This window comes from Streptomyces sp. CWNU-52B (assembly GCF_047444975.1).
Taxonomy (GTDB): domain Bacteria; phylum Actinomycetota; class Actinomycetes; order Streptomycetales; family Streptomycetaceae; genus Streptomyces.
On the sequence record NZ_JBLFJV010000023.1, the window covers coordinates 57,616 to 72,127 of the forward strand.

12 protein-coding genes are annotated in these 14,512 nt (G+C 71.4%); 10 read left to right on the forward strand and 2 right to left on the reverse strand.

Annotation, left to right across the window (positions count from 1 at the left end; all coding sequences use genetic code 11):
• The first annotated feature begins 54 nt into the window (after positions 1 to 54).
• Together ACLVWQ_RS22645 and ACLVWQ_RS22650 are read left to right on the forward strand one after the other, a co-directional pair.
• Positions 55 to 1,623 carry an acyl-CoA synthetase gene (locus tag ACLVWQ_RS22645; RefSeq protein WP_414110933.1) on the forward strand — a complete coding sequence of 523 codons (1,569 nt, stop codon included), beginning with the start codon at positions 55 to 57 and terminating at the stop codon, positions 1,621 to 1,623.
• A gap of 176 nt (positions 1,624 to 1,799) precedes the next feature.
• Positions 1,800 to 4,025 carry a sulfatase gene (locus ACLVWQ_RS22650; protein ID WP_414110934.1) on the forward strand — a complete coding sequence of 742 codons (2,226 nt, stop codon included), beginning with the start codon at positions 1,800 to 1,802 and terminating at the stop codon, positions 4,023 to 4,025.
• 70 nt (positions 4,026 to 4,095) lie between these two features.
• On the opposite strand, the gene paaK is transcribed toward ACLVWQ_RS22650, so the two are convergent.
• A complete protein-coding gene (paaK, locus tag ACLVWQ_RS22655; protein ID WP_414110936.1) occupies positions 4,096 to 5,400 on the reverse strand; it encodes a phenylacetate--CoA ligase PaaK in 1,305 nt (434 codons plus the stop codon).
• Positions 5,401 to 5,580: 180 nt separating this feature from the next.
• Between paaK and ACLVWQ_RS22660 the strand changes: the two genes are divergently transcribed.
• Entirely contained in the window at positions 5,581 to 6,084 is a 504-nt protein-coding gene (locus ACLVWQ_RS22660) for a hypothetical protein (protein ID WP_414110937.1), read from the forward strand.
• Positions 6,085 to 6,112: 28 nt separating this feature from the next.
• On the opposite strand, the gene ACLVWQ_RS22665 is transcribed toward ACLVWQ_RS22660, so the two are convergent.
• Positions 6,113 to 7,741 carry an acyl-CoA synthetase gene (locus ACLVWQ_RS22665; protein WP_414110938.1) on the reverse strand — a complete coding sequence of 543 codons (1,629 nt, stop codon included), beginning with the start codon at positions 7,739 to 7,741 and terminating at the stop codon, positions 6,113 to 6,115.
• A 168-nt stretch (positions 7,742 to 7,909) separates the two neighbouring features.
• Between ACLVWQ_RS22665 and ACLVWQ_RS22670 the strand changes: the two genes are divergently transcribed.
• The 7 genes from ACLVWQ_RS22670 to ACLVWQ_RS22700 all read left to right on the forward strand — a co-directional run bounded on the left by ACLVWQ_RS22670 (position 7,910) and on the right by ACLVWQ_RS22700 (position 14,404).
• The gene (locus ACLVWQ_RS22670) at positions 7,910 to 8,710 is read left to right on the forward strand and encodes a crotonase/enoyl-CoA hydratase family protein (protein WP_414110939.1); all 801 of its coding nucleotides are present in this window, start codon (positions 7,910 to 7,912) and stop codon (positions 8,708 to 8,710) included.
• A 144-nt stretch (positions 8,711 to 8,854) separates the two neighbouring features.
• Positions 8,855 to 9,799 (forward strand): Zn-ribbon domain-containing OB-fold protein, encoded by a 945-nt coding sequence (locus ACLVWQ_RS22675; RefSeq protein ID WP_414110940.1) that lies wholly within the window; start codon positions 8,855 to 8,857, stop codon positions 9,797 to 9,799.
• A complete protein-coding gene (locus ACLVWQ_RS22680) occupies positions 9,800 to 10,864 on the forward strand; it encodes a thiolase domain-containing protein (protein ID WP_414110941.1) in 1,065 nt (354 codons plus the stop codon).
• Complete coding sequence (locus ACLVWQ_RS22685; protein WP_414110942.1) at positions 10,861 to 12,051, forward strand: thiolase domain-containing protein; 1,191 nt, start codon at positions 10,861 to 10,863, stop codon at positions 12,049 to 12,051. Before ACLVWQ_RS22680 ends, ACLVWQ_RS22685 begins: the two co-directional genes overlap by 4 nt.
• Before the next feature lie 82 nt (positions 12,052 to 12,133).
• Complete coding sequence (locus ACLVWQ_RS22690) at positions 12,134 to 12,376, forward strand: DUF397 domain-containing protein (protein ID WP_414110944.1); 243 nt, start codon at positions 12,134 to 12,136, stop codon at positions 12,374 to 12,376.
• Positions 12,377 to 12,523: 147 nt separating this feature from the next.
• Complete coding sequence (locus ACLVWQ_RS22695) at positions 12,524 to 13,492, forward strand: universal stress protein (protein ID WP_414111051.1); 969 nt, start codon at positions 12,524 to 12,526, stop codon at positions 13,490 to 13,492.
• Between the two features lie 414 nt (positions 13,493 to 13,906).
• Positions 13,907 to 14,404, forward strand: coding sequence for a hypothetical protein (locus ACLVWQ_RS22700; RefSeq protein WP_414110946.1), 498 nt, complete (start codon positions 13,907 to 13,909; stop codon positions 14,402 to 14,404).
• Positions 14,405 to 14,512 lie beyond the last annotated feature (108 nt).

Below are 14,512 nucleotides of genomic sequence, written 5' to 3' on the forward strand. Positions count from 1 at the left end.
GCCCCGTGCCGCCCGGCTTGACCTGCTGCCCGGACGGACCCAGGATCAGGTCCCATGACGCCTGGACACGGCAGCACGGTCGACGGGGTGCTGCGGCGCAGCGCCCGGCGCACCCCGGCACGCGTCGCGGTCACCTACCGCGAACGCACCTGGACGTACGCGGAACTGGACGAGGCCGTGTCCCGCGCGGCCCAGGTGCTGCGCTCCTCGGGGCTCGCGCCGGGCGACCGGGTCGGCTCCTACGGGCACAACTCGGACGCGTACCTCATCGGGTTCCTGGCCTGCGCCCGCGCCGGACTCGTCCATGTGCCGGTCAACCAGAACCTGACCGGCGACGACCTCGCGTACATCGTCGGCCAGTCGGGCAGCGCGCTGGTCCTGGCCGACCCGGACCTGGCGGACCGGCTGCCCGACGGCGTCCGGGTGCTGCCGCTGCGCGACGCCGAGGACTCGCTGCTGGCGCGGCTCGAGTCGACACCCGCGTACGACGGCCCCGAGCCGCGCACCGAGGACCTGGTGCAACTGCTCTACACCTCGGGCACCACGGCACTCCCGAAGGGCGCGATGCTCACCCACCGCGCCCTGGTGCACGAGTACCTGAGCGCGATCACCGCTCTCGACCTGAGCGCGGGCGACCTGCCGGTGCACTCGCTGCCGCTCTACCACTCGGCGCAGATGCATGTGTTCCTGCTGCCCTACCTGGCGGTCGGCGCGCGCAACACGATCCTCGACGCGCCCGACGCCGACCAGCTCTTCGACCTCGTCGAGACCGGCCGCGCGGACAGCCTCTTCGCGCCGCCCACCGTGTGGATCGGCCTGTCGAACCGGCCCGACTTCGCGACTCGTGACCTGAGCGGACTGCGCAAGGCGTACTACGGGGCGTCGATCATGCCGGTGCCCGTACTGGAGCGGCTGCGGGCCCGGCTGCCGAAGCTGGCCTTCTACAACTGCTTCGGCCAGAGCGAGGTCGGTCCGCTGTCCATGGTCCTCGGGCCGCACGAGCACAAGGGCCGGATGGACTCCTGCGGGCGTCCCGTGCTGTTCGTGGACGCCAAGGTGGTCGACGAGGACGGCAAGGAGGTGCCCGACGGCACCTCGGGCGAGGTCGTCTACCGGTCGCCGCAGCTGTGCGAGGGCTACTGGGACAAGCCCGAGGAGACCGCCGAGGCCTTCCGGGACGGCTGGTTCCACTCCGGTGACCTCGTGGTGCGGGACGCCCACGGATACTTCACCGTCGTAGACCGGGTGAAGGACGTCATCAACTCCGGTGGCGTGCTGGTCGCTTCACGGCAGGTCGAGGACGCGCTCTACACCCATCCTGAGGTGGCCGAGGTCGCGGTGATCGGCCTGCCGGACGAGCGGTGGATCGAGGCGGTCACCGCGGTGGTCGTCCCCCGCGGCGAGGCCGGTGAAGGCGGCGAGGGCGGTGAGGGCGGCGAGGCCGGTGTCGTCACGGAGGACGAACTGCTCGCCCACGCACGAGAGAAGCTCGCTCACTTCAAGGCGCCGAAGCGGGTGCTGTTCGTGGACGAACTGCCACGCAACGCCAGTGGGAAGATCCTGAAGCGGGAACTGAGAGCCCGCTTCGCGAAGGATTCCTCCGCGGGCGGCCCCGGCGCCTGAAGCAGCGGCCGGACCCGGTTGCGGAATCGGGCGAACCCGATTGCCGAATCGGCGGTGACCGGATTCCCGCCGGGTTGAACTGAATCCGCCGGTGAGCCGTACCAGTTACGGCGGCCCGACTACCCGAGCCGGGCCCGCCCAGTCACCACCGGGTTTCGTACGGAAGGACCTTCGGGTTGTCTAGCACCACGAACTCAGACCAGTTGCCGGACATCGACCGGGCAACCCCGAAGAAACCCGAGTCACCGGAGCCGTTGCCTCCGGCGGAGAGCGCGGCTGCCGGGATACCGGGCACGCGCGCGGAGGCGGCGGACGCGTCCGCCGGGGAGGCCGGTGCGGCCACGCCGGCTGAAACCGAGGACGAGCCCGCACCGGCCGAGGGGCCGGAGGACTCCGCGGCCGGGACGGGAACCGAGGACGTGGAGACCGAGGAGACCACGGAGACCACGGAGACCGAGGTGGTCGCCGGGGCCTCCGCGGACGTCGCGGACGGCGAGGACATCGAGGGAACTGGCGACCCCGCCGTCCCCGAGAAGACCGCGGATCCCGACCGGACCGCGACCCCCGCGACGACCCCCGACAAGCCCCTGGACAAAGGCCCGGCCACGTCGGACGCGGCGGCCGATGGCGGCGAGCCCGTACCCGTCGACGAGGGCACGCCCACCACCGCGCAGGCAGCCGCGGGCCAGGCGGCAGGGCCGGCCGAGGCGTCGCCGGCCGAGGAGGGCGCGACGGCCGAGGCGCCGCAGGCACCCCGTGGCTGGCGTGCCAAGTACCCCGCCGCGGCCCGGAGCGTGACCTTCACCGTCACCGGTCTCGCCGCCGTCCTCGTGCTCTTCGCGCTTCTCATGCCGAACGAGATCGACCGCTTCCGGCCCGGCACGTTCATCCGGCTGCCGGTGGAAGCGATCTTCGGCGCGGCCGTCCTCATGGTCCTGCCGAGGACACCGCGGCTGGTGGCGGCGATCCTCGCCGGTCTGGGCCTGGGCGCGCTGACCGTCCTGAACCTCCTCGACCTCGGCTTCAACGAATTCCTCGGACGCGGCTTCAACGTCGTACTGGACTGGGTCCTGTTCGACGACGCCCGGACGTACCTCGAGGACTCGATGGGCAAGGCGGGCGCGGTCGGCGTGGTGATCGCGGTCGTCGCGCTCGTCGTCGGCGTGTTCGCGCTGATGATCCTCTCCGTCGTCCGGCTCGCCAACCTGCTGGGCCGACACAGTGGTCGCGCGACCCGCGCCACGCTGGTCGCTGGCACCGTGTGGGTGGCCTGCTCGGCGCTCGGTGTGCAGTTCGCGGGGGTGCAGTTCGCGGCCCGCAGCACCGCGGGGGCCGTCCAGAACCGGGTGGACCGGGTGCAGGCGACCCTGAAGGACGAGGCGGAGTTCGCCAAGGAGGCCAAGAAGGACACCTTCGCCAAGACGCCGGGCGACCAGCTCCTGACCGATCTGCGCGGCAAGGACGTCATCTTCGGCTTCATCGAGAGCTACGGCCGCAGCGCCATCGAGGACCCGGTCATGGCACCCGGAGTCGACGCCACGCTCGACGACAAGACCGCGGAGCTGACCAAGGCCGGGTACGCGGCCAAGAGCGGCTGGCTCACCTCGGCGACGTACGGCGGCAGCAGCTGGCTCGGCCACTCCACCTTCCTGTCCGGGCTCTGGATCAGCAACCAGGCCCGCTACCGCACCGTCACCGCCGGCGAGCACCTGACGCTCACCGGTGCCTTCCGGCGCACCGGCGCCTGGCGGACCGTCGGCATCATGCCGGGTGTCCAGAAGAACTGGCCCGAGGCGTCGTTCTACGGCCTGGACAACGTCTACGACTCGCGGGAACTCGGGTACGAGGGCCCCAAGTTCAGCTGGTCGACCATGCCGGACCAGTACGCCCTGAGCGCCTACCAGCGACTGGAGCACGGCAAGAAGCGCGACAAGCCGCTGATGTCGGAGATCATCCTGACCTCCAGCCACCAGCCCTGGGCGCCGATCCCCAAGACCATCCCCTGGGACGAGGTCGGCGACGGCTCGGTCTACGAGGACATCCAGAAGGACGGCAAGAAGGCCTCGGACGTCTTCTACGACTCGACCAAGGTCAAGGAGGAGTACGGCAAGTCCATCCAGTACTCGGTGACCAGCCTCATCGACTACGTCGTCAAGTACGGCGACAAGAACACCGTGCTGGTCTTCCTGGGCGACCACCAGCCCCTGGCCAGGGTCAGCGGCAACCACGCCAGCCGGGACGTGCCGATCTCGATCGTCGCCCACGACAAGTCCGTGCTCGACAAGATCGACGACTGGGGCTGGACCGAGGGGCTCAAGCCCGACGACACGGCCCCGGTCTGGCGGATGGACTCCTTCCGCGACCGCTTCCTGACCGCGTACGGCTCGACACCCCGGCCCTGAAAGTCCCCTGCGAGTCCCCTGAGACCTCCCGGGAGAGGACCGGGGGGCCGGGGGAGGGCCGGGAGACGGGCTATCGCGGGCGCAGGTCCCGCAGGTCCACGATGCGCTTGATCTTGCCCACCGAGCGTTCCAGCGACTCCGGTTCGACGATCTCGACCCGCGCCGAGACGCCGATGCCGTCCTTCACGGCCGCCGCGATGGCGCGCGCGGCCGCGTCGCGGATCTCCGGTGTGGCACCGGCCCGCGCCTCGGCCCGCACGGTGAGCGAGTCGAGGCGCCCCTCCCGGGTCAGCCGCAGCTGGAAGTGCGGGGCCACGCCCGGTGTGCGCAGGACGATCTCCTCGACCTGGGTGGGGAAGAGGTTCACACCGCGCACGATGACCAGGTCGTCGCTGCGGCCGGTGACCTTCTGCATCCGGCGGAAGACCCGGGCCGTACCGGGCATCAGCCGGGTCAGGTCCCGGGTCCGGTAACGGATCACCGGCATGGCCTCCTTGGTGAGGGAGGTGAACACCAGCTCGCCCTCCTCGCCGTCCGGCAGCACCTCGCCGGTGAGGGGGTCGACGACCTCCGGGTAGAAGTGGTCCTCCCAGATGTGCAGCCCGTCCTTCGTCTCCACGCACTCCTGGGCCACCCCGGGGCCGATCACCTCGGACAGCCCGTATATGTCGACCGCGTCGATGGCGAACCGCTCCTCGATCTCCCGGCGCATCTCCTCCGTCCAGGGCTCGGCACCGAAGATGCCCACACGGAGCGAGGTGTGACGCGGGTCCACGCCTCGGCGCTCGAACTCGTCGAGGATGGTCAGCATGTAGGAGGGCGTCACCATGATGATCCCGGGGCGCAGGTCCTGGATCAGCTGGACCTGGCGAGCGGTCATGCCGCCCGACGCGGGGATGACCGTACAGCCGAGCCGTTCGGCGCCGTAGTGGGCGCCGAGCCCGCCGGTGAACAGGCCGTAGCCGTACGCCACCTGGGCCGTGTCACCGGGCCGGCCGCCCGCCGCGCGGATCGAGCGGGCCACCATGTCGGACCACATGGACAGGTCGTTCTCGGTGTATCCGACGACCGTGGGCAGTCCCGTGGTGCCGCTGGAGGCGTGGATACGGCGGATACGGTCCCTCGGTACGGCGAACATCCCGTACGGGTAGTTGTCGCGCAGGTCCGCCTTCGTGGTGAAGGGGAAGCGGGCCAGATCGCCGAGCGAGCGGCAGTCCTCGGGCCGCAGACCCGCCTTGTCGAAGGCGGCGCGGTAGAACGGCACGTTCGCGTACGCGTGCCGCAGGGAGGCCCTCAGCCGCTCCAGCTGGAGTGCGCGCAGACCGTCCGCATCGAGTCGTTCACCCGCGTCCAGCAGGTCCGTCGAGTTCGCCACAGGCCCCTCTCCCTCACCCATGCGCCATCACGGACGACCGATCATTCGGTCGTGCCGTCGGAGATCAAGTAATCCAGCCGTACGGGCGGTCGTCAAGGCGTGCGGCGGGAACCGGATCCCCCGTTCACCCCTCTTCCCTTCCGGACGGACGATCACGGTCCGGGAGGCGGAGGGACACGGGTGTCAGGTACTGGGAAGAGGGCCGCCGGGGTGGGCGGGCTGGTCGCCGCACTGGTGCTGGCCTGTCTCGGCTGGGCGGTCTGGGCGACGGCCTCCGCCGGGCGCGACGACGGCGAGGGCGCGCGGAACGGGGACGGCCGGTCCGGGAACGCGGAGGACGCGAGGACCGCGGGCGCGAAGGTGCCGTGCCGGGAGGCGTTGCGGTTCGCGGACCAGGAGCGGCTGCCGGCCGGCGCCCAGGACGCGGTCTGCGTGATGCAGCGCGGCATCGACACGCTGTACGACATCGAGTTCCGCATCGCCAGGACCGGCCTCGACGCCTGGCTGACCGACACCTACCCCGACATGGAGGTGCGCTCCGACTGCGTCGAGGACGACATCGACCGCTGCGGGAACCTGACCCTGGAGCCCTATGCCGAAGGAGGCGCCGTCGCCGTGGAGCTGACCGTGCGGCACGAGAGCGACGGCCGGGAACTCGTACACCTCAGGCCCTTCGACATGTGACCCGAAGCCGAAGCCGAGGCCGAAGCGGCTAGCGCGCGCCCTCCGCCGCCACCGACCGTGCCCAGCGGTAGTCCGCCTTGCCGCTCGGAGACCGCTGGATGGACTCGGCGATCACCAACTGTCGCGGGACCTTGTAGCCCGCCAGCCGCGTGCGGCAGTGCGCCTGGATGTCGTCCAGGGAGGGCCGCCCCGCGCCTGCGCGCAACTGCACCACGGCCGCCACATGGTTGCCCCACCTCTCGTCGGGCACCCCGGCCACCAGCGCGTCGTACACGTCGGGGTGCGACTTGAGCGCCTGCTCGACCTCCTCCGGGTACACCTTCTCCCCGCCGGTGTTGATGCACTGCGAGCCGCGCCCCAGGACGGTGACGACGCCCTCCTCGTCGACGGTGGCCATGTCGCCGAGCAGCACCCACCGCTCGCCGTCCTTCTCGAAGAAGGTCTCGGCGGTTTTCCCCGGGTCGTTGTAGTAGCCGAGGGGCACGTGTCCGCGCTGGGCGACACGGCCCGGCTCGCCCACGGCGACCGGCTCGTGCGTGACCGGATCCACCACCTGCGTACGGGAGTTGACCTGGATGCGGAAACCGCGGTCCGGGCCCGAGTCGGCCGTCGCCGTGCCGTTGAAGCCGGACTCCGAGGATCCGAAGTTGTTGAGCAGCAGGACGTTCGGCACGAGGGCCTGGAACTGCGCGCGGACCGTCTCCGACATGATCGCGCCGGACGAGGAAACGCTGAACATGGAGGAGCAGTCGGTGTCCTTCAGCGGCCCGCTCAGCGCGTCGATCAGCGGTCGCAGCATCGCGTCGCCGACCAGCGACATGCTGGTGACCTTCTCCTTCTCGATGGTCCGCAGCACCTCCTCCGGCACGAACTTGCGGTGGATCACGATGCGTTGGCCGAAGTGGAAGCCGATGAACGCGGTGAGCGTCGACGTGCCGTGCATCAGCGGGGGAGTGGGGAAGAAGGTGATCCCGTCGCCACCGGCCGCGACCCGTTCGGCGAGCTCCTCCGGCGTCTTCACCGGCTCACCGGTCGGGGCGCCGCCGCCCAGCCCGGCGAAGAACAGGTCCTCCTGACGCCACATCACGCCCTTGGGCATGCCGGTCGTGCCGCCCGTGTAGATGATGAACTGGTCGTCGGCCGAGCGCGCCGGGAAGCCCCGCCCGGGGGATCCGGCGGCCTCGGCGTCCGTGAAGTCCACCGCGGGCACGGACGGCGCGGAGGGCGCGTCCGGTGCCGGGGCGCCCACCCGTACGAGGTGCCGTAACGCCGGGGCGCGCGGCAGGGCCCCGGCGACCCGCTCGGTGAACTCCGCGTCGAAGACCAGCGCCACCAGATCCGCGTCCCGGTAGAGGTAGACCAACTCCTCTTCCACGTAGCGGTAGTTGACGTTGACCGGCACGATCCGCGCCTTCAGGCACCCCAGGACGGTCTGCAGGTACTCGACGCTGTTGTAGAGGTGCAGTCCGAGGTGCTCACCGGGGCGGACACCGCTGTCGATCAGATGGTGGGCGATCCGGTTGGCCGCCGCGTCCAGCTCCGCGTAGGTGAGGCGTCGCTCGGCTCCCGTACCGGGATGGTCGATGTACACGAGTGCCTCGCGGTCGGGGACCACGTCGACGACCGACTCGAACAGGTCGGCAAGGTTGTACTCCACCGCTCCTCCAGACCCCGGCAGGCGTCCCGCTTCGCCGGTCATCAGAGCAAAGCGAGCCACAACTGTGAAGGGCCCGCGCAGAAGAAATCTGACTGACTGTCAGAAAACCCTTGAACTGCCACCTCGCCTCCTGCAACCTGTTCTCGTTCCTGAGACGGGAGGACGGTCATGGGTGGCACGGAACACCTCACCGTGCGGCGCGAAGGCGCCACACTGGTGCTCACGCTCAACAGGCCCGAGGCCAAGAACGCGCTCTCGCTGCCGATGCTGGTCGGCCTGTACGACGGCTGGGTGGAGGCCGACGAGGACGACGCCGTCCGCTCGATCGTCCTGACCGGCGCGGGCGGCGCGTTCTGCGCCGGTATGGACCTCAAGGCCCTCGCGGGCAAGGGGATGGCGGGGCAGCAGCACCGGGACCGCCTCACGGCCGACCCCGATCTGCACTGGAAGGCGATGCTGCGCCATCACCGGCCGCGCAAACCCGTGATCGCCGCGGTCGAGGGCCACTGCGTGGCCGGCGGCACCGAGATCCTCCAGGGCACCGACATCCGGGTCGCGGGGGAGTCCGCCACGTTCGGGCTGTTCGAGGTGCGGCGCGGGCTGTTTCCCATCGGCGGCTCCACCGTGCGGCTCCAGCGGCAGATCCCGCGTACGCACGCGCTGGAGATGCTGCTGACCGGGCGTCCCTACTCGGCGCGGGAGGCGGCCGGCATCGGGCTGATCGGCCATGTCGTGCCCGACGGCACCGCCCTGGAGAAGGCCCTGGCCATCGCCGAGCAGGTCAACGCGTGCGGGCCGCTCGCCGTCGAGGCGGTCAAGGCCTCGGTGTACGAGACCGCCGAGCTGGGTGAGTCGGACGGGCTCGCCGCCGAGCTGAAGCGGGGGTGGCCGATCTTCGACACGGCCGATGCGAAGGAGGGGGCGCGGGCTTTCGCGGAGCGGCGCCCGGCGGTGTATCGGCGGGAGTGAGCCCCGCCGGAGGCCGGTGCGTGGCCGCGGCGCCGTTGTGGCCGGTCGCGCCCACGCGGCGGAGCCGCACACAGATACAGCCCCGCCCCGGTCAGGGGTGTCCCTGACCGGGGTCGAAAGTTCCCCGTGGGTGAGGAGATCCCCGTGCCCGAAGTGCTGAAGGCCCCCCTTGTCGTCGAGTTTCCCTTCACCCGGTCCCTCGGGCCGGTCCAGAGCGCGTTTCTCACCGGGCTGCGCGAGCGCGTCGTGCTGGGGGTGAGGACCGCCGACGGGCGGACGCTGGTGCCGCCCGTCGAGTACGACCCCGTCACCTCCGAGGAGATCGGCGAACTCGTCGAGGTCGCGCCCACCGGGACCGTCACCACCTGGGCCTGGAACCACGCACCCCGCCGGGGCCAGCCCCTCGACGCGCCGTTCGCATGGGTGCTGGTGCGGCTGGACGGAGCCGACACCGCCCTTCTGCACGCCCTCGACGCGCCCGGCGGACCCGAGTCCGTGACCACCGGGATGCGTGTCCGTGCCCGCTGGGCCGAGGAACGCTCCGGCGCCGTCACGGACATCGCCTGCTTCGAACCGTACGACGGCGGTGCCGCTGAACTCACCGGCAGCGACGGCCGGTTCGAGGACCTGGTGACGGGCATCGTCACGCCCGCCCGGCTCGACTACACCTACTCGCCCGGCCGCGCCCAGTCCGCCTACATCCAGTCGCTCGCCGGACGCCGGGTCGTCGGGGAACGCTGCCCCTCGTGCCGCAAGGTGTACGTCCCGCCGAGGGGCGCCTGCCCCACCTGCGGGGTGGCCACCGCCGAAGAGGTCGAGGTGGGCCCGCGCGGGACCGTCACGACGTACTGCATCGTCAACATCAAGGCGAAGAACCTCGACATCGAAGTGCCGTACGTCTACGCGCACATCGCCCTCGACGGCGCCGACCTCGCCCTGCACGGCCGGATCGGCGGCATCCCCTACGACCAGGTGCGCATGGGACTTCGGGTCGAGCCGGTCTGGTCGGACCAGGGCGGGCATCCCGACCACTACCGGCCCACCGGCGAACCCGACGCGGACTACGAGACGTACAAGGAGCTGGTGTAGATGGCCGCGCCGAGGCCGCTCAGGGACATCGCCGTCGTCGCATTCGCGCAGACCGACCACCGGCGCACCAGCGACGAGCTCTCCGAGGTGGAGATGCTCATGCCGGTCCTGCACCAGGTCCTGGCCCGGACCGGGCTGCGGACCAGCGACATCGGATTCACCTGCTCCGGCTCCACGGACTATCTCGCGGGCCGGGCCTTCTCCTTCACCATGGCACTCGACGGGGTCGGAGCCTGGCCGCCGATCTCCGAGTCGCATGTGGAGATGGACGGCGCGTGGGCGCTGTACGAGGCGTGGACGAAGCTCCTGACCGGCGACGCGGACACCGCGCTCGTGTACGCGTACGGCAAGTCGTCCCCCGGTTCCGTGCGCGACGTACTGACCCGGCAGCTCGACCCGTACTACGTCGCGCCCCTGTGGCCCGACTCCGTCGCCCTGGCCGCCCTCCAGGCCCAGGCGCTCATCGACGCGGGCGCCACGGACGAACCGGCGCTCGCCGCGGTCGCCTCCCGCAGCCGCGCCGCCGCCACGGACAACTCCCATGCCCAGCTGCGCGGTTCGGTGCCGCAGGGCGACTACGCCGTACGCCCCCTGCGCACCGGCGACTGCCCGCCCGTCGGGGACGGCGCCGCCGCGGTGATCCTCGCCGCGGGGGAGCGGGCCCGCGAACTGTGCGAGCGGCCCGCGTGGATACGGGGCATCGACCACCGCATCGAGGCACACGGCCTGGGCGTACGGGACCTGACGGACTCGCCGTCGGCGCGCCTGGCTGCGGAACGGGCCGGCGCCTTCGAAGGGCCCCTGGACACCGCCGAGTTGCACGCTCCGTTCAGCTCCCAGGAAGTGGTGCTGCGCAGGGCCCTGCGCCTGGACGACGGGGTCGACGTCAACCCGTCGGGGGGAGCGCTCGCCGCCAACCCCGTCATGGCCGCGGGCCTCATCCGCATCGGTGAGGCGGCCGCCCGGATCGGACGCGGTGACTCCGACCGGGCGCTGGCGCACGCCACTTCGGGCCCCTGTCTGCAACAGAACCTGGTCGCCGTACTGGAAGGAGACCCGCGATGAGTACCGTGATGAGTACCGCGACGGGCAAGGAGCCCGTGGCCGTCGTCGGCATCGGCCAGACCAAGCACGTCGCGGCCCGGCGGGACGTGTCGATCGCGGGGCTCGTCCGGGAGGCGGCCCGACGCGCTCTCGCGGACGCGGAGTTGATGTGGGCGGACATCGACGCCGTCGTCATCGGCAAGGCCCCCGACTTCTTCGAGGGCGTCATGATGCCGGAGCTGTATCTCGCCGACGCGCTCGGCGCGGTCGGCAAACCGATGCTGCGCGTCCACACCGCGGGCTCCGTCGGCGGCTCCACCGCGCTCGTCGCCACGAACCTGATCGCGGGCCGCGTCCACGGCACCGTGCTGACCCTCGCCTACGAGAAGCAGTCCGAGTCGAACGCCATGTGGGGCCTGTCCCTGCCGATCCCCTTCCAGCAGCCCCTGCTCGCCGGCGCGGGCGGCTTCTTCGCCCCGCACGTACGCGCCTACATGCGGCGCACCGGCGCCCCCGACACGGTGGGCTCCCTGGTCGCGTACAAGGACCGCCGCAACGCGCTCAAGAACCCGTACGCGCATCTGCACGAGCACGAGATCACGCTGGAGAAGGTCCAGGCCTCGCCCATGCTCTGGGACCCGATCCGCTACTCCGAGACCTGCCCGTCCTCCGACGGCGCCTGCGCGATGATCCTCACCGACCGCGCGGGGGCCGCCCGTTCACCGCGCCCGCCCGCCTGGATGCACGGCGGGGCGATGCGAAGCGAGCCGACCCTCTTCGCCGGCAAGGACTTCGTCTCCCCGCAGGCCGGCAAGGACTGCGCGGCCGACGTGTACCGGCAGGCGGGCATCGCCGACCCCCGCCGCGACATCGACGCGGTCGAGATGTACGTCCCGTTCTCCTGGTACGAGCCCATGTGGCTGGAGAACCTCGGCTTCGCCGACGAGGGCGAGGGCTGGAAACTCACCGAGTCCGGCGTCACCGAACTGGACGGCGACCTGCCGGTGAACATGTCGGGCGGGGTGCTCTCCACCAATCCGATCGGCGCCTCCGGGATGATCCGGTTCGCCGAAGCGGCGCTCCAGGTGCGCGGCCAGGCCGGAGAACACCAGGTCGACGGCGCCCGGCGGGTGCTCGGGCACGCCTACGGCGGCGGCTCCCAGTTCTTCTCGATGTGGCTGGTCGCGGCCGAGCCGCCCACCTCCTGAAAGTCCCCCTTACGTGGCCTGTGCGCGGCAGTGACCGAAAGCTAGGCTGGCCGCGGACGACGAGACCGGGAGGAGCACGGACGTGGCCGAGAGCACCATCCAGCAGTACCCGCTCGCGGGCTGGGACAAGCCGGAGCTTGACCTCAGCAACGCCGACTGGCACTCGAGCAGCAGGGGTCTGGGGGATGTCCAGATCGCCTTCGTCGAGGGATTCATCGCGATGCGCAACAGTGGCCGCCCGGAAAGCCCCTCCTTGATCTTCACGCCCGCGGAGTGGGGCGCGTTCGTGTCGGGGGCGCGGGAGGGGGAGTTCGACCTCACCTGAGGAGCCGGTGGGAGGGGGAGGGTTTCCCGTCCCTTTTTCCGGACACGCGATCTTCGACCTCTTCCTGGGGCCCGCCTGAGCGAGGCTGTCCCAGGAAGCGGATGAAGACGTTCCGGAGGCGAGAATTCCATGAACACCCAGCCGGTCATCGACACCCTGCCGGTCATCGCCGCGGTCGACGGATCGGACGACAGTCTGCGCGCCCTCGACTGGGCGCTCGACGCGGCCCGTCGGCGCGAGGCGCCCCTGCGTGTGGTCCACGTGCGGGAGTTCGGCCCCTTGCTGCGGCCCGAGACACTCACCGCCGTGCAGCCGGAGCCGGACACCGACCAGGTACTCGACCTGGTCCGCGACCGGCTGAAGAACCTGGCGCAGGACGCGCCGGTCACGGAGTACCTCGCGCTGGACGGCGCTCCCGCGGCCCTGCTGCCCGGCCTCGGCGCCGAGGCGCAGCTGATGGTCTTCGGCTCCCGAGGCCGCGGCGGGTTCGCCAGCCTGCTGCTCGGCTCGAACGGTACGGCCGCCGCGCGCGACGCGGAGTGCCCCGTGGTCGTGGTGCCCAGGCCCGGACGCGAGGTGCCCGAATCCGAACTCGTCACGCCGGGACCGCGAGTGGTCGTCGGCCTGCACGTGGACAGCCCGAACGACGAGGCGCTCGCCTTCGCGTTCGCCGAGGCCGCCCGGCGCGAGGCACGCGTCCAGGTGGCCGCCGTGTTCCCCTGGCCGGTGCAGTTCGGTGAACTCGTCGCGGCGCCGGTCGTCGACGAGGACGCGATCGAGTCGGAGACGAGGGCCCTCGCCGCGGGCTTCGTCGCTCCGCACGCCGAGCGGCACCCCGGCGTCGGAGTGGATCTCTACGTGCTGCCCGGTGACGCCGCGGGCCGGCTGGTCGCGGCCTCCCAGGGCGCCGACCTCGTGGTGGTGGGCCGCCACCGGCGGCGCCTGCTCGCCCCCGCCCGCATGATGGGGTCGGTCACGCAGGCGGTGCTGCTGCACGCGGCGAGCCCGGTGGCGGTGATCCCGCCGGCCGGGGCGGACGGGGCCGATGGGTCCGATGTGACGGACGGGGTGGACGGGTGGGACGAGGTGGACGGGACGGGCGGGGCGAGGGGCTGAAAGCTGAGGGTTCAACGCCCGAACCCCAGGGACCATGGCTCAGGGCTGAGCGGAGCCCTGGGGGCGAGGGCCCGCCGGACACCACCGGGTCCGGCGGACCCCGGCGAGACCCGGCGGGCGCGAAGGCCGGGCGCGCCCCTCACCGAGCGGCAGAGGCAGACACGGAGGCGGCGGTAGCGGCGGAGGCGTCGGCCGGGTCGCGTCGGCCGGGCTCGGCTCACCTGGCCGCGCGGCGTGCGCGAACAGGGCCCGCACGGCAGCGCCCCCCTCGCGCACCGCCGTCAGTTCGGCGTCGTCGGCCCGGAACCCGGTGGTGCCGGAAGGGCCTGGAGTCCGGCGTTTCGTCCTGTACGCCCGCGTCGGCAGCCGGCGACCCCACGGCGGTTCGGCCCTCGGTACCCGTACCATTGCGGCATGTCCTTCCTCCGCCGCCGCAGCGCCGCTCCCGCCGGGCCAGACTTCGACGTTCTGGCCATGGATCCGGGCGACTGGCCGGGCAATCTCGGCGCGGGCCTGCTGCCCGCACCCGATGGCAGCTGTCAGGGTGTGTTCCTGCGCTACGACCTGTTCGGCGGCCGCGGCCCCGCGATGATCATCGGCAATCTGCCGGAGGGCTCCCCGGCCCGGGACGTCCCCGAGGGGGAGGTCCCCTTCGAGGTCGCCCAGCTGCTGCTGGCGCTGGAGAACGACGAAGAGGTCACCGTCCTCGGTGCCGAGGACATGCCGGTGATGCAGGGCGACAACCTCCTCATCGTGCGCCGCCTCAAGCTCTCCGAGACGCGCATCTCCTGCGTGCAGTTCGACCGCAGCGACAAGGTCCTGGTGACGATCGCCGCCTGGGACCGCCCCATCACCGACGACCTGTACGCGCTCCTGAAGCCGCTGCCCGCGGAGCTGTTCCAGCAGGGCTGAGCCCCACTGCCACGGCCGTTCTCTTTGTCATGACCCTTGCCGCTCAGGTGATCGGACCTCTAGCGTCAAGGGTCATGTCGTCTCCGTCACACGAAGTGCACGATCCGC